We start from the raw sequence: 18,587 nt of genomic DNA, 5'->3' as shown, positions 1-18,587 counted from the left end.
CCACTGTATGAACGCACCTGAAAAAGACTCGGCCCTGGACGCTACGTCCATGGACAACTTCCGTGCGATTGCCGATGCGATCGCCACGTTGTTCTTCCCTCACGCCGAGGTGGTGCTGCACGACCTGCGCACGCAAAAGGTCGATTACATCGCCAACAACCTGTCCAAACGGGAAATCGGCGACGACTCCTCGCTGGAAGACATGCTCAGCGAAGAGGTCAGCGAACGAAACATCGGGCCGTACGAAAAGCTCAACTGGGACGGCCAGAAAATTCGCAGCCTCAGCAGCGTGCTGCGCGACAGCGAGGGTCGTCCGCTGGCGGTGCTGTGCATCAACCTGAATATCTCGCTGTTCGAGAACGCGAAAGCGGCGCTGGATTTGTTCCTGTCGCCGACCAAGCTGATCCCGCAACCGGACTCACTGTTTCGCGATGACTGGCAGGAACGGATCAACACCTTTCTGCACGCCTGGTTGCGCGAACGTCAGTTGAGCCTGAACGTGCTGACCCGCGACCACAAACGCGAACTGGTGCTGGCGCTGCACGCCGAAGGCGCCTTCAAAGGCAAAAGCGCCTCCAACTATGTGGCCAATGTGCTGAACATGGGGCGGGCGACGGTGTACAAGCATTTGAAGGAATTGAAGGGCTGAGCCCTAAGATGTGTACAGCCTGATAGGGCCCCTTCGCGAGCAAGCCCGCTCCCACAGTTGATCGAGTTCTTCCTGAAGAAATGCGATCGAATGTGGGAGCGGGCTTGCTCGCGAAGGCGATTTATCAGTCGCCGTAAATATCCGACCTGAAGTACTTCTGCGAAATCTTCTGATACTCGCCACTAGCGCGAATCTCGTCGATCGCCTTGTTCAGATCCGCCACCAACTGCGTGTTGCCCTTGCGCACGGCAATCCCGGCGCCCTCGCCCACGTATTTCGGATCCTTCAACTCCGGACCTACGAATGCGTAGCCTTTGCCACGAGGCATCGACAGGAAGTCATTCAATGGAATGGTGTCGGCAAAAATCGCATCGAGACGACCGGCCGCCAGATCCATGTAGATTTCTTCGTTGTTGCCGTAGCGCTTGACGTTGATGCCCTTGGGTTCGAAAACCTCGGTGGCGTAACGGTCGGTGGTGGTTGCGCGCTGCACGCCGATATTCTTGCCCTTGAGGCTGGCGTACTGGTCATCCACTACGGCGCCATCCTTCATCACCAGACGCGATGAGGTGAAGTAATACTTATGAGTGAAATCCACCGATTTCTTACGGTCTTCGTTGATCGTCATGGACGATAGCGCCATGTCGATTTTCTTCACCTTCAGGGAAGGAATCAGACCGTCGAACTCGCCTTCGACCCACTCACACTTGACCTTCATCTGCGCGCACAGGGCATTGCCGATGTCGTAGTCGAAACCGACTATTTTGCCTTCCTGGGTTTTGGACGCGAACGGCGGATAGGCCGCTTCGATGCCGATGCGCAGGTTTTTCTCGGCGGCGAACACGCTACTGCACGCCAACAGGCTCAAGGCCAGACCGGTGATGAGGGGGAATTTCTTCATATTCGTTCTCTCGCGGGTTGTTGTTGGTTTGGCAAGACAGAAGAAAAAACTGAAACGGGGGAAATGCCTTTTTTGTACTTAGAATTCCATACTGGACTTTTATGTATTTTCCGTCAATCAGGTAGGCAGCCTCATACCCGGCCTCTGGTCGGGTGCTAGCCAAATGTAAAAAAGGCCGGGTCGGTGCTTCGCTAACAAGCGAAACACCAACCCGGCCCTCAGGAATTACCGCAAACAGTTATTCGAGCGCCGCAGCCGGCCCGAAGAACTCGTAACGGCTCTGCTTCTCTGGCACACCCAAGGCCTTGAGGTGACGCTTGATCGCGGCCATGAAGCCTTTAGGCCCTAGGAAGTACGCATCCACATCGCGCTGTTCCGGCAACCACTCGCCAAGTTGCGCCTGGCTCAACAGGCCAACCTTGTCCGCCGCCGGGCTGACGCCATCGTCTTCGGCATAGCAATAAAAACGCTTGAGCTGCGGATGACGCTCGGCCAGGCCATCGATCCAGTCACGGAAAGCATGCACGCTACCGTTGCGCGCGCAGTGAATAAAGTGCACCGGCCGCTCGGTCGCCAGCGCCGCTTCGAGCATCGCCAGCGTCGGGGTGATGCCGACGCCGCCACTGATCAGCACCAGCGGTTTGTCGCTGGCGGTCAGGGTGAAATCGCCCGCTGGCGGGAACAGCAGGATGCTCGCGCCGACGTGCAGTTGATCGTGCAAATGGTTGGAAGCGCGGCCGCCGGCTTCACGCTTGACGCTGATGCGGTACTGGCCCTTGTTGGCCAGCGCCGACAGCGAATAGTTACGTCGAATTTCTTCGCCATCGAGGATCAGTTTCATGCCGATGTACTGGCCAGGCTCTGCCGCGAGAATCAGCCCCTTGTCCGCCGGTTCGAAGTAGAACGAGGTGATTTCCGCGCTCTCCTCGACCTTGGCCGCCACGATGAATTCCCGCGCGCCACGCCAGCCGCCCGGCGCCTGCGCTTTTTGGTCGTAGATGCTGGCTTCGGCGCCGATCAGGATCTCGGCCAATTGACCGTAGGCCGCGCCCCAGGCACTCATCACTTCAGGCGTGGCAATCTCTTCGCCCAGTACTTCGGAGATCGCGCGCAACAGGCAGCTGCCGACAATAGGGTAGTGTTCCGGAAGAATTTGCAGCGCCACATGCTTGTTGATGATCTTGGCCACCAGGTCGCCCAACTGATCGAGCTGGTCGATGTGCCGCGCATACATCAATACACCGTTGGCCAAGGCGCGAGGCTGATCGCCGCTGGCCTGGTGGGCCTGGTTGAACAACGGGCGCACTTCCGGATATTCGGAGAGCATCATGCGGTAGAAGTGAGTGATCAACGCTTCGCCGCCGCTTTCCAGCAACGGCACGGTGGACTTGACGATGGCACGGTCTTGAACGCTAAGCATAAGAGCAACCCCTGGGCTTTATATGAATAACCTTTACGTATCAGTTTCCATGCCAACAATTAAATCCTTATAAATCAGTAAATTAAAAACACAGTAGTCATATCGACACACAACGCTTTATAGTCATACCGACTACACGGAGTCATTATGACTGCAAAATTATTGCTCACGACCCTGCTGCCCCTGGTCTCCGACCTGTCCCGCGAATTGCCCGAAGGCGAGCGCTACCGACGCCTGCTCGAAGCCATGCGCGCCCTGCTCCCTTGCGACGCCGCGGCCCTGCTGCGACTCGATGGCGAATGGCTGGTGCCGCTGGCCGTGGACGGGTTGAGCACCGACACCCTGGGCCGACGTTTCAAGGTCAGCGAACACCCACGCTTCGAAGCACTGCTCAGCAGTCCCGGCCCGACTCGCTTCGCCGCCGACAGCGATTTGCCCGACCCTTATGACGGTCTGGTCGATGGTCTTCACGATCACCTGGAAGTCCACGACTGCATGGGCTGCCCGCTGTTTATCGACGAGCGTCCGTGGGGTTTGCTGACCCTCGACGCGCTCGACCCTGAACGTTTCGAACCGATCGAACTGGACGCCCTGCAAGCCTTCGCCAGCCTCGCCGCCGCCACGGTCAACGCCGCCGAGCGCATCGAGCGGCTGGCCAATCGCGTCGAAGACGAACATCAGCGCGCCGAGGTTTACCGTCAGGCCAGCGGCCAACAGAACCGCGAAATGATCGGCCAGAGCAAGACTTACAAACGACTGGTGGAAGAGATCAGCCTGGTGGGCGGCAGCGACCTGACGGTGCTGATCACCGGCGAAACCGGAGTCGGCAAAGAGCTGGTTGCCCAGGCCATCCACGCGGCATCCCCACGGGCCGACAAACCGATCATCAGCCTCAATTGCGCCGCCCTGCCAGACACGCTGGTGGAGAGCGAATTGTTCGGCCATGTGCGCGGTGCTTTCACCGGCGCGACGAATGATCGTCGCGGCAAGTTCGAACTGGCCAATGGCGGCACGTTGTTCCTCGACGAAGTGGGCGAACTGTCGCTGACGGTGCAAGCCAAATTATTGAGGGTGCTGCAGAGTGGTCAACTGCAACGCTTGGGCTCAGACAAGGAGCATCAGGTCGACGTGCGATTGATCGCAGCGACCAACCGCGACCTGGCCGAAGAAGTGCGCAGCGGTCGCTACCGTGCCGACTTCTATCATCGCCTGAGCGTTTACCCGTTGCTGGTGCCCGCACTGCGCGATCGCGGTAGGGATGTGTTGCTGCTCAGCGGCTATTTCCTGGAACAAAACCGCTCACGCATGGGCCTCAACAGCCTGCGCCTGACCAGCGATGCGCAAGCGGCATTGTTGACGTATGACTGGCCGGGGAACGTGCGGGAGCTGGAGCATTTGATTGGTCGCAGTGCGCTGAAGGCCTTGGGCAACTGCAAACAACGGCCGAAGATTCTCAGTTTGAGTGCGGCGGATCTGGACTTGCCCGGCAGCGTTGAACCCGCGCCAGAACCGGTGGATGCTGCGCCGGCGGCGGTGTTGGTTTCAGGGGATTTGCGTGAAGCCACCGAACATTATCAGCGCCAACTGATCAGCGCTTGCCTGGAACGGCACCAGAACAACTGGGCCAGCGCGGCGCGGGAGCTGGGTCTGGATCGGGCGAACCTTGGACGGATGGCCAAGCGGCTTGGCATGAAATAAGCCAAGATCGCAGCCTTCGGCAGCTCCTACAGGTTCACGCCAATCCCTTGTAGGAGCTGTCGAGCGAAGCGAGGCTGCGATCTTTTGATCTACCCAACATTCATTGGCACTAAAGCCTGCCCCCAACAAGTCGATAACCCGGCATCGATAGCTGTTGGCGATCTTCACAATCGCCCATCACCTTTCTCCACAGAAGGTTTTTATGTCTTCCAACAAAGCCCGCGCAGATTCACTTTCGCTTCTGCTGTTTACCTTGCGCAGCGGCAAGCTGATGGCGATCAACCTGCTGAAAGTCAGCGAAATCATCCCCTGCCCGCCGCTGACCAAGCTGCCGGAGTCGCACCCCCACGTCAAAGGCATCGCCACCCTGCGCGGCGCCTCGTTGTCGGTGATCGACCTGAGCCGCGCCATTGGCGAGCGACCGCTGGAAGACCCGAACGGTGGCTGCCTGATCGTCACCGACGTCAGCCGCTCCAAGCAGGGCCTGCACGTTCAGGCGGTGAGCAAGATCGTCCATTGCCTGACCACCGACATCCGTCCACCACCCTTCGGCTCCGGCGGCGTGCGCTCGTACATCACCGGCGTGACCTCGGTCGACGGCACGCTGGTGCAAGTGCTGGACATCGAAAAGGTCATCCACGGCATCGCTCCGGCGCAGATCGAAACAGCCCCGACCGAACTGAGCATGGAAGACGCCGAAGTACTCGGCAATGCGCGAATCCTGGTGGTCGATGACAGCCAGGTCGCCCTGCAACAATCGGTACACACCCTGCGCAACCTCGGCCTGCAATGCCACACCGCACGCAGCGCCAAGGAAGCCATCGACTGCCTGCTGGACCTGCAAGGCACTGCCCAGCAGATCAACCTGATCGTCTCGGACATCGAAATGTCGGAAATGGACGGCTATGCCCTCACCCGCACATTGCGCGAAACGCCGGACTTCTCACACCTCTATGTATTGCTGCACACCTCGCTGGACAGCGCCATGAACAGCGAGAAAGCGCGACTGGCCGGGGCCAACGCGGTGCTGACCAAATTCTCTTCGCCGGAACTGACCAAATGCCTGATCGCGGCGGCCAGGGCCGTCGCCGAACAAGGTCACTGAGTTGTGGCTGAGGTTTTTTGTTTTCTGATGCGGCGCAACCTCGCTGAGGATGTGCCGCCTTTTACTTGGCCAAATGGCATTGAGTTGACCGACTACCGCCCTGAACTTGCCGAAGACGTTCATCACTTGATGGAGCTGGGCTATCTGGAAGGTAGCGGTCGCGTACCGGCGCTGGAAGTCTGGCAACGGCGCTTCGAAACCGATCCTGAATACGATCCGTCCCTGTGCTTCATCGCGTTCGACGCCGAAGGCATCGTCGGCGTCGCTCAGTGCTGGACCAGTGCCTACATCAAGAGCCTGGTGGTGCATCCGCGCGCTCAAGGCCTCGGACTTGGCCGTGCGCTGCTGCTGAATGCATTCAACGTGTTTCAGCAACGCCGCGAAGGTTTTGTGGATTTGAAGGTGCTGGAAAACAACCTTCGGGCTCAGCGTTTGTATGAAAGTGCCGGGATGTATGTGGTCCGCCGGGAGCCGGTTCCAACCTGACACCACCTTCGCGGGCAAGCCTCGCGCCCACAGGATTTAGGTGATCCCTGTGGGAGCGTGGCTTGCCCGCGAAGAGGCCCGCACAACCACCCAAAACCATCAGGCATACTCCGACCTCGGCCACTACACGCCAAGGATGCCCAAACCATGAAAGCCATCACCCCGACCTTCCTCTGCCTCACCGCCCTCGCCACCCAAGCCCATGCCTCCAGCCCCGACGCCTGGGCCGCCTACGACAAAGCCGTGCTCGCCAGTTGCACCAAAACCAGCGGCCTGAAAAACGTCAAACCCGTCGGCAACGCCGCGCAGTTCGATGACCGAGTCGGTTATACCGCGCTCCTGCTGCAAGGCCAGTACCCGCAAAAACACATGAAAGGCCAGCAAGGCATCGAGCTGTGCCTCTACAACAAGAAAAGCAAAACCGCCTACGTGACCGAGTGGGACTCCATCCGCCCAACAGCAAAAGCGCAGTGAATGGCGCATAACTTGCTTCGGCACAGGCCTTTGCGGTGGCTTTTTGTCGCCATTTCATGCCCCCACAGGTGACTGGCCGTTAGATGAATACAACGTTTTCCTGCGTAGGTTGTGGCAAATGCTGCAACGACCACCACGTGCCCCTGACACTGGCCGAAGCCCGGATGTGGGCGGCCGATGGCGGTCAGGTGATCGTGCTGGTGGAGGCCTTCCTCGCCAATGGCCTGGGCCTGCCCATGCAGCAACGCGAACACGCCGAACGCCGTTCAATTGTGGTTCGAAGCGGCGCCTGCGAGGCGCATGTGGCGATCACCTTTGCCGCGTACAACGTCGGTCCCTGCCGGAATCTTGACGAAGACAACCTCTGCCGCATCTACCAACGCCGACCGCTGGTGTGCCGCATCTACCCGATGGAAATCAATCCGCACATCCCGCTCAACCCGGCGATCAAAGAATGCCCACCCGAGTCCTGGGAAACAGGGCCGGATTTGATCATTGGGGGTGAGCTGGTGGATCAGGAACTGGCAGGATTGATCCAGCGCTCGCGTCAGGCGGATCGCGATGAGATTCAGGCCAAGGAAGCGATTTGCGCGTTATTGGGGATTCGGACGACAGCGCTGAAGGGCGATGGATTTACTGCTTATCTGCCGGACATGACGGCGTTTGCCATGGTCATTGATCAGGTGGCGCAACAGCCGTTGGCGGGGTCGGGCGGTGAATGGGTCTTTCATGTTTCAGGCGATGATATTGCCGGGCAAGTGCTGGCAGCCGGGGCGCAAGTGGCGACTGAAGCGCCGCTGAACTATGCGTTTATTTCGTTGCGGGCGGCCTGAGCCCAAGATCTGTGGTGTTTGTGCTGGCCCTTTCGCGAGCAAGCCCGCTCCCACAGTGGATTTGTGTCGTACACCGAATCTGTGAACGACGATGAACTACTGTGGGAGCGGGCTTGCTCGCGAAGACGGCAGATCAGGCACCGCAGAGGTAAAGACTCAGCGCTTACCCATCGAACGACGAGTGCCAGGAGGCGCTGCACCCGGGGTCTTGGTGTGACCATTCTTGGCGCCGTTCTTGTACCAAGGCTGGCTGGCATTCTTCGCCGCGGCCAATTCACCCGGCTTGAACGGAAACTTGAACGCTGGAATCGCCGCTTTGGTTTCGCTGTCTGCGCTGGAGTCGACGCTGTCTGGCAGGTCTGCCTGGTCGTCGCTCAAAGCGTCGGCAACCGGCGGTTGTGTCGGGGAAGTCATGAAAGCTCCGGGTGATGCTCAAAGAGTCGGGCCCGGTAGGCGAGCCGCGAAAGGCGGCAGTATACCTGTGTCGGGAGCCGCAAGCTGCAGTTGGTCAGTTGGGTTTTGTGTTGACTGACCAACCGCTTTCGCGGGCAAGCCTCGCTCCTACAGGCGCATTGTGTCGTGCACTGAATCCGTGAACAACAATAATCCCTGTGGGAGCGAGGCTTGCCCGCGATAGCGGTGTGTCAGTCACAGGGACGTTGGATGTGCCGCCGTCATCGCGGGCAAGCCCGCTCCCACAAGTGGAGCGGTCATATACAAAATCTGCGTACGACACAAATCCTGTGGGAGCGAGCCTGCTCGCGATGAACGATAACGCGGCCTACGCCGGATCGACGTTATCCAGCGCCCGGTTCACCGCCAGCTCTGCCAGCATGATGACCTGCTGAATTGCCAACGCCGTATGACGCTGCGGGCCGATCAGGTTGTTGGCGAAATCGGTGGCCAGGACACTCGCTGAGGCCAACGATTCACAGGCGTGGGCCAGCAGGCTTTCGGTGCCTGCACCCGGGGCGACCATGAACATGGTGCTGGGGCGGCGGGGTTTTTCGGTGTATTGCGCCGGGGGATCGAGGTAGTAGTCGAGGGCGCGTTTTATGGCTTCGCGGTCTTTGAGTAATTCTTCGGTGCGCGAGGCTTCGGCGTTTGGGTTGGTTTTGTTGAACTTCGAATCAGAATTATCGTTTTCCATTTGTAGCTCCTAATCTCAATTGGAGCCATCACTTGCCGTTATGGTCGTGAGGCTTTCGCCTACTCGTTTCGGGGATCTCACGCCCGGTCGCTGAATGTGCAGCGACAGCCAAAGACTAGAGAGCCTGCTTCCGACGGACAACCTGAAAAATGCGTGGGAAAGTTCCATGTTTTGACACATCCGTTAAACATTCAAAAGCGGAACGCGGAGCGTCCCGGGCGGCATTCCCACGCTGGAGCGTGGGAACGATCAATCCCGCGTCTGACACCGAATTCTCGTCTGACACGGATGACTGTAGGAGCTGTCGAGTGAAACGAGGCTGCGATCTTTTGATCTTGAAAATCAACGTCAAAAGATCGCAGCCTTCGGCAGCTCCTACGGGGGGTTGCGTACACCCGCGATAGATTGGTCGGCTGTCAGGCCGCCTTCGCGAGCAAGCCCGCTCCCACAGTAGAGCGGCGTACACCCGCCCCTTACCGCAGAAATGGATATGTACTCAATCAACAAGAACCTGGTCGGCTATAAGGCCGCCAAGATCAAGATTCCGGCCAAAACTGACAGCGCCGTCAGTTACCAGTCACTCTCCTGACGGGCGAACAGGTTTATAAAGGAAGGTATAAACCTGACAAAACTCCGACCACTCTGCCCGGCGCCCCACTCGCATGCGAATTCAGAAAAAAACCGCCCTGTTCGCCGCCCTTCTGATCGTCCTGGCAGCGCTGGGCGTGTGGTACGCCGCCAAACCCGCCACGACCAAACTGGCCACCTCCACCGCCATCCCCGTGCGAGTAGTCAGCGTCGCCGAAAAAGACGTGCCCCGCTACATCAGCGGCATCGGCTCGGTGCTGTCATTGCACAGCGTGGTCGTACGTCCGCAGATCGACGGCATCCTCACCAAGCTGCTGGTCAAGGAAGGCCAACTTGTGAACAAAGGTGATTTGCTGGCCACCATCGACGACCGCTCGATCCGCGCCAGCCTCGATCAGGCCCGGGCGCAACTGGGCGAAAGCCAGGCGCAACTGCAAGTGGCACAGGTCAACCTCAAGCGCTACAAACTGCTGAGCGTCGACGATGGCGTGTCCAAGCAGACCTACGACCAGCAACAAGCGCTGGTCAACCAACTCAAAGCCACCGCCCAAGGCAATCAGGCCTCGATCGACGCCGCTCTGGTGCAGCTTTCCTACACACAGATTCGCTCCCCAGTCACCGGTCGCGTCGGTATTCGCACAGTGGATGAAGGCAACTTCCTGCGCATGACTGACACCCAAGGCTTGTTCACCGTGACCCAGATCGACCCGATTGCCGTGGAGTTTTCCCTGCCGCAACAAATGTTGCCGACCCTGCAAGGTCTGATCAACGATCCACAACACACGCTGGTCAAGGCCTACATCGGTGCCGACACCGACGGCGAAACCGGCAACCTGCTGGGCGAAGGCCACCTGACCCTGATCGACAACCAGATCAACGCCAATACCGGGACCATCCGCGCCAAGGCTGAATTCGCCAACCCCGCACAGAAACTCTGGCCGGGCCTGCTGGTAACGGTAAAAATTCAGACAGCACTGGATAAAAATGCGCTGGTGGTGCCGCCCACTGTCGTACAACGTGGCCTCGATCAACATTTCGTCTACCGGGTCAATGGCAACAAGGTCGAAGCCGTTCAGGTGCAGATGGTTTATCAAGGCAGCGGCCAGGACATCATCAAGGGCGTGAAACCGGGCGATGTGCTGGTCAGCGACGGCCAGTCGCGGCTCAAACCTGGTTCGACCGTGCAGGTAGTGACCGACCCACCACAAGTGGTGCAATCGGAGCCGAAACCATGAAGGGCCATGGCTCGGTTTCCGCGTGGTGCATCGATCATCCGGTGGCGACGGTCCTGCTGACTTTTGCCTTAGTGCTGCTCGGTGTCATCGCCTTCCCGCGACTGCCGATAGCGCCATTGCCGGAAGCGGAATTCCCGACCATCCAGGTGGCTGCGCAACTGCCCGGCGCTAACCCCGAAACCATGGCCTCGTCGGTGGCCACGCCGCTTGAAGTGCAATTCAGCGCCATCCCCGGCGTGACCCAAATGACCTCGAGCAGCGCCCTGGGCTCGACCATTCTGACCCTGCAATTCACCCTAGACAAAAGCATCGACACCGCCGCGCAGGAAGTCCAGGCCGCGATCAACACCGCCGCCGGCAAGCTGCCCAAAGACATGCCGAACCTGCCGAACTGGAGGAAGGTCAACCCGGCCGACAGCCCGGTGCTGATCCTCAGCATCAACTCACCGCAAATGCCCGGCACCGAAGTCAGTGACCTGGTGGAAACTCTACTCGCCCGTCAGATCAGCCAGATCGATGGCGTAGGCAATATCAACATCACCGGTCAGCAACGTCCGGCAATCCGCGTGCAGGCGTCGGCGGACAAACTCGCCGCCATTGGCCTGACCCTGGCGGACATTCGCCTGGCGATCCAGCAGACCAGCCTCAACCTGGCCAAAGGTGCGTTGTACGGCGAGTCAAGCATTTCGACCTTGTCCACCAACGACCAATTGTTCCACCCGCAGGAATACGGTCAGCTGATTGTTTCCTACAAGGACGGCGCACCGGTTCATCTCAAGGATGTAGCCAAAGTCGTCAACGGTTCGGAAGACGCCTACATCCAGGCCTGGGCGGATGGTCAGCCGGGGGTGAACCTGGTGATTTTCCGGCAACCGGGAGCCAACATCGTCGCGACCGTCGATCGTATCCAGGCGGCCCTGCCCACGCTGACGGCCATGCTGCCGGCCTCGGTGCAGGTCAAGGTGTTGGTCGATCGCACCCAGACCATCCGCGCGTCGTTGCATGAAGTGGAAGTCACCCTGCTGATCGCGATCCTGCTGGTGGTGGCGGTGATGGCGCTGTTCCTGCGGCAGTTGTCGGCGACCCTGATCGTGGCGTCGGTGCTCGGTGTGTCGTTGATCGCCAGTTTTGCCCTGATGTACATCATGGGCTTCAGCCTGAATAACCTGACGCTGGTGGCGATCGTGGTGTCCGTCGGGTTTGTGGTGGACGATGCAATTGTGGTGGTGGAAAACATTCACCGCCACCTGGAGGCCGGCGACGGCATGCGCGAGGCGGCGATCAAGGGCGCCGGCGAGATCGGTTTTACCGTGGTCTCGATCAGTTTCTCGCTGGTGGCGGCGTTCATTCCGCTGCTGTTCATGGGCGGCGTGGTCGGGCGGCTGTTCAAGGAGTTCGCCCTGACCGCCACCTCGACCATCATGATTTCCGTGGTGGTGTCCCTGACGCTGGCGCCGACCCTGGCCGCGCTGTTCATGCGCGCGCCGGTGCATCACGCCCACGACAAACCGGGTTTTGGCGAACGCTTGCTGGCGCTGTACGAGAAAGGCCTGCGCCGCGCCCTCGCCCATCAGAAATTGATGATCGGTGTGTTCGGCCTGTCCCTCGGCCTGGCGGTCGCCGGGTACATTTTTATTCCGAAGGGTTTCTTCCCGGTGCAGGACACCGGTTTCGTCCTCGGTACCACCGAAGCGGCGGCGGACATTTCCTACGGCGACATGGTGAAAAAACACCTGGCGATGGCCGAAATCGTCGCCGCCGATCCTGCCGTCGAGACGTTCTCCCACTCAGTCGGCGTTTCGGGCAGCAACCAAACCATCGCCAACGGACGGTTCTGGATTTCGTTGAAAAAACGCGGCGACCGTGACGTGTCCGCGAGCCAGTTCATCGACCGGATTCGCCCACAGCTGATGAAAGTCCCGGGCATCGTTCTCTATTTGCGCGCTGGCCAGGATATCAACCTCAGCTCCGGCCCGAGCCGCGCGCAGTACCAATACGTGCTCAAGAGCAACGACGGTGCACTCCTGAGCACCTGGACCCAACGCCTGACGGAAAAACTGCGCAGCAACCCGGCGTTCCGCGACATTTCCAACGACCTGCAACTGGGTGGCAGCATCACCCACATCAGCATCGACCGCAGTGCGGCGGCGCGTTTCGGCCTGACCGCCAGTGATGTCGACGAAGCGCTGTACGACGCCTTCGGCCAGCGGCAGATCAACGAGTTCCAGACCCAGACCAACCAGTACAACGTGATTCTGGAGCTGGACACCAAACAGCGTGGCAAGGCCGAAAGCCTCAACTATTTCTACCTGCGCTCACCGCTGAGCGGGGAAATGGTGCCGCTGTCGGCCTTGGCGAAATTCGATGCGCCGACCATCGGTCCGTTGTCCATTGCTCACGACGGGATGTTCCCGGCGGCCAACCTGTCGTTCAACCTGGCGCCCGGTGTCGCGTTGGGCGATGCGGTGATCATGCTCAATCAGGCCAAGACCGATATCGGCATGCCGGTAGCCATCAGCGGTAATTTCCAGGGCGCGGCCCAGGCGTTCCAGAGTTCGCTGGCCAGCCAGCCGTGGCTGATTCTGGCGGCGCTGGTGGCGGTGTACATCATTCTTGGCGTTCTGTACGAAAGCTTCGTGCACCCGCTGACCATCATCTCGACCCTGCCCTCGGCGGGTCTCGGGGCGGTGATCATGTTGTGGATCTGCGGCCAGGACTTTTCGATCATGGCGCTGATCGGGCTGGTGTTGCTGATCGGCATCGTCAAGAAGAACGGCATTCTGATGATCGACTTCGCACTGGACGCCCAGCGCAACCGTGGCTTGCCGCCAGAAGAGGCGATCTATGAGGCCTGTATGACGCGGTTCCGGCCCATCATCATGACCACCCTCGCCGCCCTGCTCGGCGCCCTGCCGCTGATGCTCGGCTACGGCACCGGCGCCGAATTGCGCCAGCCGCTGGGGATCGCGGTGGTCGGCGGCTTGCTGGTGAGCCAGGCGCTGACGCTGTTCACCACGCCGGTCATATACTTGTGGCTCGAGCGGCTATTCCATCGACCTAAACCAGCCCCAGCACCACTGCCGGTGCAGGCGACCACAGACTGAGGCGGGGTCATGCGCGTTCTGATTATCGAAGACGAAGAAAAAACCGCGGACTATCTGCATCGCGGCCTGACGGAACAGGGTTACACCGTGGACGTGGCTGGCGATGGTGTCGAAGGCCTGCACCTGGCGCTGGAAAGCGATTACGCAGTAATTGTCCTCGACGTCATGCTGCCAAGCCTCGACGGCTTCGGCGTATTGCGTGCGTTGCGGGCACGCAAACAAACGCCGGTGATCATGCTCACCGCCCGCGAGCGGGTGGAAGACCGCATCAAGGGCCTGCGCGATGGCGCTGACGATTACCTCGGCAAACCGTTTTCCTTCCTCGAACTGGTGGCGCGTCTGCAAGCGCTGACCCGTCGCAGCGGTGGCCACGAACCGGTGCAGGTGAGCATCGCCGACCTGTGGATAGATTTGATCAGCCGCAAGGCCACCCGCGCCGGCACTCGCCTGGACCTGACCGCCAAGGAGTTTTCGCTGCTCAGCGTGCTGGCGCGGCGGCAAGGGGAAATCCTTTCGAAAACCGCCATCGCCGAGATGGTCTGGGACATCAATTTCGACAGCGACGCCAACGTGGTCGAAGTCGCGATCAAACGCCTGCGGGCTAAACTCGACGGGCCGTTCGAAGAGAAATTGCTGCACACCATTCGCGGCATGGGTTATGTGCTGGAGAGTCGTAGTGTCCAGTAATTCGATCGCGCTACGCCTGAGCGGGATGTTCACGCTGGTGGCGCTGCTGGTGTTTCTGTTGATCGGTGGTGCGCTGTATCAACAGGTCGACAAGGGTTTGGGCCTGCTGCCCGAAGCCGAGCTGGATGCGCGTTACAGCGTGCTTGAATCAGCGCTCAACCGTTACGGCACGCCCGAGCATTGGGTGAAGATCAACGCCAAGCTCAAGCTGCTGAGCGAAGAAGACAAGCGCATCCGCTTTTGGGTAGTCAGTGGCAATCCCGGTTATGAATACGGCCAACCCGATGCGCCGATCCGCGCTTTCGCCCAGGGCCCATTGGGCATGCGCGACATGCAATTGCCCGACCATCCGTACCCGCTGAAAGTGCTGGTCACTGAGCTGCCAGCCAAGGATCAGCGCCCGCCGCTGCGCTTCATGATCGGCATCGACACCGAAACCTTTTACGAGACGCAGCACCACTTGCTGATCGCCCTGATCAGCCTGGCGATCGTGGGTGTATTGCTGGCCTCGGCACTCGGTTACTGGGTGGCGCGGATCGGCCTCAAGCCGCTGATCAAGTTGTCACAGGAAGCCCAGCGACTGGCGCCGCCGAGGTTGTCCGGGCGCCTGCAACTGTCGCCATTGCCACCTGAACTGAATCAGTTTGTCAGCTCGTTCAACGCGACTCTGGAGCGGGTCGAACAGGCCTACTCGCGACTGGAATCGTTCAACGCCGACGTGGCCCATGAACTGCGCTCGCCGCTGACCAACCTGATCGGCCAGACCCAGGTTGCACTGACCCGTGGGCGTTCGGCCGAACATTATTTTGAAGTGCTGCAATCGAACCTCGAAGAGCTCGAACGGCTGCGCTCGATCATCAACGACATGCTGTTCCTCGCCAGCGCGGACCAGGGCAGCAAGGCCACTAAACTGACGTCCACCTCATTGGCCGACGAAGTGGCGACCACGTTGGAATATCTGGATTTGATTCTTGAGGATGCGCAGGTTCAGGTCGAGGTCAGTGGCGATGCGCAGGTACGAATCGAGATCGCCCATTTGCGTCGGGCGTTGATCAACTTGCTGAGCAACGCGGTGCAGCACACCGAGCCCGGGCAAGTGATTCAGGTACGGATCGAAGTCGAAGCGCATCAGGTCAGCATCGGCGTCGCCAACCCGGGATCGCCGATTGCCAATGAGCATCTGCCACGATTGTTCGAGCGCTTCTACCGGGTCGATGCATCGCGCAGTAACAGTGGCAACAATCACGGTCTGGGACTGGCAATCGTCAAGGCGATTGCGCTGATGCATGGCGGGGATGTGTTTGTGCGCAGTGATCATGGGATGAATACGTTCGGCATCCACCTTCCGGTCTGACAGACCTCAAAAGATCGCAGCCTTCGGCAGCTCCTACAGGGGAACGCATTCCAACGTAGGAGCTGCCGAAGGCTGCGATCTTTGCCTTTTCCCTCGCAACGATGCACTGGGTACCGGGTAATTATCGACTACCCGCTGAATGTCTTCTAAGCTTCAATTAGCAAAAGGCCAGCATGTTTTGCTGGTCTTTTTTTTATCCGGCATTTATACAGGCGCTCTGGACGCGACCGGTTTCTGGGACTCTGCCCGATTCTTGTAAAAGAACTTTCATAACGCCTTATTTGCAGAAGTCAGAACCATGAGTGTGAGCAGTGCGAAATCTCAACATCCGATCCGTTCGACACGATCGGAGCAGCTTCTGGTTCTCGGCAGTTCGTTGTTGGTGATTGCAATACTCAGCATCGTGACTTTTCTGCTGATCCGTGAACGCGCCAATGCCGAATTGTCCGCTGCTCGCGCCGCCAACAATATCGTGCAATTGATCGACGCCGACGTGCTGCGCAATGTCGAACTCTATGACGTGTCGCTGCTGGGTTTGATCGCTGCCTCCCAGCGAGAAGACCTCAAGAGCGTTTCTCCAGCCATTCGCCATCTGGCCTATTTCGATCGCGCCACTGCCGCGCCGTACAAGGGCAACATTTTGTTGCTCGACAACAAGGGCGACGTGATCGCCGACTCGGCCTCGGTGGAGCCCAGGCAGGGCAACTATGCCGATCGCGAATACTTCCAGTCTCACGTGAACAACCCGGATCCGGGCATGTTCATCAGTCCCCCCTTCAGAGCCAGGTCGCCCGAACAGGATTGGCGGATCAGTTTCAGCCGGCGGGTGAACGGCTCCCAGGGTGAGTTTCTGGGCGTGGCCGAAGCAGCCATGCGCTTGAGTTACTTCGATCAGTTGTTCAACAGTTTGAGCATCGGCCGTGACAGCACGGTCAATCTGATCAGCAAGGACGGGACGCTTCTGGCTCAGCAACCACACCTGGCCGAAGAGCTGATCGGCAAGAACTTCAGTAACCGCCCCAACTTCCAGCGCATCGTCAAGGAAGGTAACGGCAGCTTCACCAGCATGTCCGATCGATACAAGGACAAGCGCCTGTACACCTTCTCCAAGGTCGGGAACCTGCCGTTGATCGTCATCGTTGCGCTGTCCAGTGATGAAGTCTTTGCGGCCTGGAAGCGCACTGCGGTGGTGGTCAGCTTTGCGACTGTCGCCCTGTGCGTGAGCCTGCTGTGGCTGACCTGGTTGCTCTGCCGGGAATTGCGTCGGCGCCAAAGTGCCGAACAGGAACTGGCACAACTGGCCGCCACCGACCCCTTGACCGGTCTGGCCAATCGCCGAACCCTGGATCAGGCCCTGCGCCATGAATGGTTTCGCGCCCAACGTTCCGGTCTGCCACTGTCGTTGTTGATGATTGATGTCGATCACTTCAAGGCGTTCAACGATCGTCATGGTCACCAGGGCGGCGACGATGCCTTGCGCTGGGTGGCCAAGGTGATCAGCACTCATGTTCGACGGCCCGCGGATCTGGTCGCCCGTTACGGTGGCGAGGAGTTTTCGGTGATCCTGGCTGAAACCGACAGCGCCGGCGCCCAACAGATTGCCGACAACGTCCGTGCAGCAGTGGAGCAGTTGCCGTTGGTGGGGGGCGATACGTCGTCGATTACTGTCAGTATTGGTATCAGCACCTGGACGACAGCATCCGATATCAGCCTGGAGCAGTTGTTGTTTGCGGCGGACAAGGCGCTGTATCAGGCCAAGGAAAGTGGGCGGAATCGGGTGGTTTGCGCGGATTAGAAGCCAGAATCAAAAGATCGCAGCCTTCGGCAGCTCCTACATTTGGAACGCGTTTCCCTGTAGGAGCTGCCGAAGGCTGCGATCTTTTGATACTGATCCAGCCATAAAAAAAGGCCACCCGAAGGTAGCCTTTAAAAACTAGAGAGGTTTTTTGCTTACACGGCCGCAACAGGACGCATGTAAGAGATCGGTGCAGTGCTGGCGTCTTCGAAAGTCACGACTTCCCAAGCATCTGTCTGCTCAATCAACTTGCGCAGCAGCTGGTTGTTCAATGCATGTCCGGACTTGAAGCCCTTGAACTCACCAATCAGGCTATTGCCCAGCAGGTAGAGGTCACCAATTGCATCGAGGATCTTGTGCTTCACGAATTCGTCTTCATAGCGAAGGCCGTCTTCGTTCAGTACACCATCCGCGTCGACCACAATAGCGTTTTCAACGCTGCCGCCGAGTGCGAGGTTGTGCTTGCGCAGGTACTCGATATCACTCATGAAACCAAAGGTACGGGCGCGGCTGACTTCTTTTACGAACGAAGTACTGGAAAAATCCACGCTTGCACTTTGTGTGCGGTCACGGAAAACCGGGTGATCGAAATCGATCTCGAAGCTCACTTTGAAACCTTCGAAAGGGACGAAAGTGGCGCGCTTGTCGCCGTCTTCCACTGTCACTTCCCGCAGGATCCGGATGAACTTCTTGGCGGCGTCCTGTTCTTCCAGGCCGGCCGATTGAATCAGGAATACGAAGGGTCCAGCGCTACCATCCATGATCGGGACTTCGGACGCGGAGAGCTCGACGTAGGCGTTATCGATGCCCAGGCCAGCCATGGCCGAGAGCAGGTGCTCCACCGTGTCCACCTTGACGTCACCGTTAACAAGCGTGGTCGACATAGTGGTTTCGCCAACGTTTTCCGCGCGGGCAGGAATCTGCACCACAGGGTCGAGGTCAGCACGACAAAACACAATGCCGGTGTCGACGGGCGCTGGCTTGAGGGTCAGGTAGACCTTCTCCCCGGAGTGCAGGCCGACACCTGTGGCACGGATAATATTCTTCAGGGTGCGTTGTTTTATCATGGCATGGGCCGCTTCAGCGCAAATTGCGAACTGGTATCAAC

16 protein-coding genes are annotated in these 18,587 nt (G+C 59.1%); 11 read left to right on the top strand and 5 right to left on the bottom strand.

The window, feature by feature from the left end; translation table 11 throughout:
* Positions 1–7 precede the first annotated feature (7 nt).
* Positions 8–649, top strand: coding sequence for a helix-turn-helix transcriptional regulator (locus TU81_RS12545; RefSeq protein ID WP_038981650.1), 642 nt, complete (start codon positions 8–10; stop codon positions 647–649).
* A 124-nt stretch (positions 650–773) separates the two neighbouring features.
* Here the strand turns inward: TU81_RS12545 and TU81_RS12540 are convergent, their stop codons facing one another.
* On the bottom strand, positions 774–1,550 hold the full coding sequence (locus TU81_RS12540; RefSeq protein ID WP_048395415.1) for an ABC transporter substrate-binding protein: 777 nt from the start codon (positions 1,548–1,550) through the stop codon (positions 774–776).
* 238 nt (positions 1,551–1,788) lie between these two features.
* Complete coding sequence (gene hmpA / locus TU81_RS12535) at positions 1,789–2,970, bottom strand: NO-inducible flavohemoprotein (RefSeq protein ID WP_048395413.1); 1,182 nt, start codon at positions 2,968–2,970, stop codon at positions 1,789–1,791.
* 147 nt (positions 2,971–3,117) lie between these two features.
* Here hmpA and norR point away from each other — a divergent pair, with 147 nt between their 5' ends.
* The 5 genes from norR (at position 3,118) to TU81_RS12510 (ending at position 7,566) form a co-directional block, all read left to right on the top strand.
* Positions 3,118–4,668, top strand: coding sequence for a nitric oxide reductase transcriptional regulator NorR (norR, locus tag TU81_RS12530; protein ID WP_048395411.1), 1,551 nt, complete (start codon positions 3,118–3,120; stop codon positions 4,666–4,668).
* 202 nt (positions 4,669–4,870) lie between these two features.
* Positions 4,871–5,773, top strand: a complete 903-nt coding sequence (locus tag TU81_RS12525) for a chemotaxis protein CheV (protein ID WP_007905472.1) — start codon at positions 4,871–4,873, stop codon at positions 5,771–5,773.
* 27 nt (positions 5,774–5,800) lie between these two features.
* Positions 5,801–6,259 (top strand): GNAT family N-acetyltransferase, encoded by a 459-nt coding sequence (locus TU81_RS12520; RefSeq protein ID WP_048395408.1) that lies wholly within the window; start codon positions 5,801–5,803, stop codon positions 6,257–6,259.
* A 147-nt stretch (positions 6,260–6,406) separates the two neighbouring features.
* The gene (locus TU81_RS12515) at positions 6,407–6,733 is read left to right on the top strand and encodes a hypothetical protein (protein WP_048395406.1); all 327 of its coding nucleotides are present in this window, start codon (positions 6,407–6,409) and stop codon (positions 6,731–6,733) included.
* Positions 6,734–6,816: 83 nt separating this feature from the next.
* Complete coding sequence (locus TU81_RS12510; RefSeq protein ID WP_048395404.1) at positions 6,817–7,566, top strand: YkgJ family cysteine cluster protein; 750 nt, start codon at positions 6,817–6,819, stop codon at positions 7,564–7,566.
* Positions 7,567–7,722: 156 nt separating this feature from the next.
* Here the strand turns inward: TU81_RS12510 and TU81_RS12505 are convergent, their stop codons facing one another.
* Both TU81_RS12505 and TU81_RS12500 read right to left on the bottom strand, forming a co-directional pair.
* Positions 7,723–7,980, bottom strand: a complete 258-nt coding sequence (locus TU81_RS12505) for a hypothetical protein (protein WP_007905458.1) — start codon at positions 7,978–7,980, stop codon at positions 7,723–7,725.
* A gap of 367 nt (positions 7,981–8,347) precedes the next feature.
* On the bottom strand, positions 8,348–8,716 hold the full coding sequence (locus TU81_RS12500) for a DUF6124 family protein (protein WP_048395402.1): 369 nt from the start codon (positions 8,714–8,716) through the stop codon (positions 8,348–8,350).
* A gap of 662 nt (positions 8,717–9,378) precedes the next feature.
* Here TU81_RS12500 and TU81_RS12495 point away from each other — a divergent pair.
* The 5 genes from TU81_RS12495 (at position 9,379) to TU81_RS12475 (ending at position 17,479) form a co-directional block, all read left to right on the top strand.
* A complete protein-coding gene (locus TU81_RS12495) occupies positions 9,379–10,539 on the top strand; it encodes an efflux RND transporter periplasmic adaptor subunit (protein WP_048395400.1) in 1,161 nt (386 codons plus the stop codon).
* On the top strand, positions 10,536–13,643 hold the full coding sequence (locus TU81_RS12490; protein ID WP_038981641.1) for a multidrug efflux RND transporter permease subunit: 3,108 nt from the start codon (positions 10,536–10,538) through the stop codon (positions 13,641–13,643). Before TU81_RS12495 ends, TU81_RS12490 begins: the two co-directional genes overlap by 4 nt.
* 9 nt (positions 13,644–13,652) lie before the next feature.
* A complete protein-coding gene (locus TU81_RS12485; RefSeq protein ID WP_038981640.1) occupies positions 13,653–14,330 on the top strand; it encodes a heavy metal response regulator transcription factor in 678 nt (225 codons plus the stop codon).
* Positions 14,320–15,684, top strand: coding sequence for a heavy metal sensor histidine kinase (locus TU81_RS12480; RefSeq protein ID WP_048395398.1), 1,365 nt, complete (start codon positions 14,320–14,322; stop codon positions 15,682–15,684). Before TU81_RS12485 ends, TU81_RS12480 begins: the two co-directional genes overlap by 11 nt.
* Positions 15,685–15,982: 298 nt before the next feature.
* The gene (locus TU81_RS12475) at positions 15,983–17,479 is read left to right on the top strand and encodes a sensor domain-containing diguanylate cyclase (RefSeq protein ID WP_048395396.1); all 1,497 of its coding nucleotides are present in this window, start codon (positions 15,983–15,985) and stop codon (positions 17,477–17,479) included.
* A 155-nt stretch (positions 17,480–17,634) separates the two neighbouring features.
* On the opposite strand, the gene lpxC is transcribed toward TU81_RS12475, so the two are convergent.
* Positions 17,635–18,546 (bottom strand): UDP-3-O-acyl-N-acetylglucosamine deacetylase, encoded by a 912-nt coding sequence (gene lpxC / locus TU81_RS12470; protein WP_007939852.1) that lies wholly within the window; start codon positions 18,544–18,546, stop codon positions 17,635–17,637.
* Positions 18,547–18,587: the final 41 nt, after the last annotated feature.

It is taken from the genome of Pseudomonas lini (assembly GCF_001042905.1).
In the GTDB taxonomy this organism is placed as follows: domain Bacteria; phylum Pseudomonadota; class Gammaproteobacteria; order Pseudomonadales; family Pseudomonadaceae; genus Aquipseudomonas; species Aquipseudomonas lini.
Note: the sequence above shows the minus strand (reverse complement) of the source record. Positions and strands in the feature narration are given on the sequence as shown.

Excerpts from the sequence above, each read along its gene's own strand:
- TU81_RS12545 (WP_038981650.1), top strand. The coding sequence starts at position 8 with ATGAACGCACCTGAAAAAGACTCGGCCCTGGACGCTACGTCCATGGAC.
- TU81_RS12540 (WP_048395415.1), bottom strand. The coding sequence starts at position 1,550 with ATGAAGAAATTCCCCCTCATCACCGGTCTGGCCTTGAGCCTGTTGGCG.
- hmpA (WP_048395413.1), bottom strand. The coding sequence starts at position 2,970 with ATGCTTAGCGTTCAAGACCGTGCCATCGTCAAGTCCACCGTGCCGTTG.
- norR (WP_048395411.1), top strand. The coding sequence starts at position 3,118 with ATGACTGCAAAATTATTGCTCACGACCCTGCTGCCCCTGGTCTCCGAC.
- TU81_RS12525 (WP_007905472.1), top strand. The coding sequence starts at position 4,871 with ATGTCTTCCAACAAAGCCCGCGCAGATTCACTTTCGCTTCTGCTGTTT.
- TU81_RS12520 (WP_048395408.1), top strand. The coding sequence starts at position 5,801 with ATGCGGCGCAACCTCGCTGAGGATGTGCCGCCTTTTACTTGGCCAAAT.
- TU81_RS12515 (WP_048395406.1), top strand. The coding sequence starts at position 6,407 with ATGAAAGCCATCACCCCGACCTTCCTCTGCCTCACCGCCCTCGCCACC.
- TU81_RS12510 (WP_048395404.1), top strand. The coding sequence starts at position 6,817 with ATGAATACAACGTTTTCCTGCGTAGGTTGTGGCAAATGCTGCAACGAC.
- TU81_RS12505 (WP_007905458.1), bottom strand. The coding sequence starts at position 7,980 with ATGACTTCCCCGACACAACCGCCGGTTGCCGACGCTTTGAGCGACGAC.
- TU81_RS12500 (WP_048395402.1), bottom strand. The coding sequence starts at position 8,716 with ATGGAAAACGATAATTCTGATTCGAAGTTCAACAAAACCAACCCAAAC.
- TU81_RS12495 (WP_048395400.1), top strand. The coding sequence starts at position 9,379 with ATGCGAATTCAGAAAAAAACCGCCCTGTTCGCCGCCCTTCTGATCGTC.
- TU81_RS12490 (WP_038981641.1), top strand. The coding sequence starts at position 10,536 with ATGAAGGGCCATGGCTCGGTTTCCGCGTGGTGCATCGATCATCCGGTG.
- TU81_RS12485 (WP_038981640.1), top strand. The coding sequence starts at position 13,653 with ATGCGCGTTCTGATTATCGAAGACGAAGAAAAAACCGCGGACTATCTG.
- TU81_RS12475 (WP_048395396.1), top strand. The coding sequence starts at position 15,983 with ATGAGTGTGAGCAGTGCGAAATCTCAACATCCGATCCGTTCGACACGA.
- lpxC (WP_007939852.1), bottom strand. The coding sequence starts at position 18,546 with ATGATAAAACAACGCACCCTGAAGAATATTATCCGTGCCACAGGTGTC.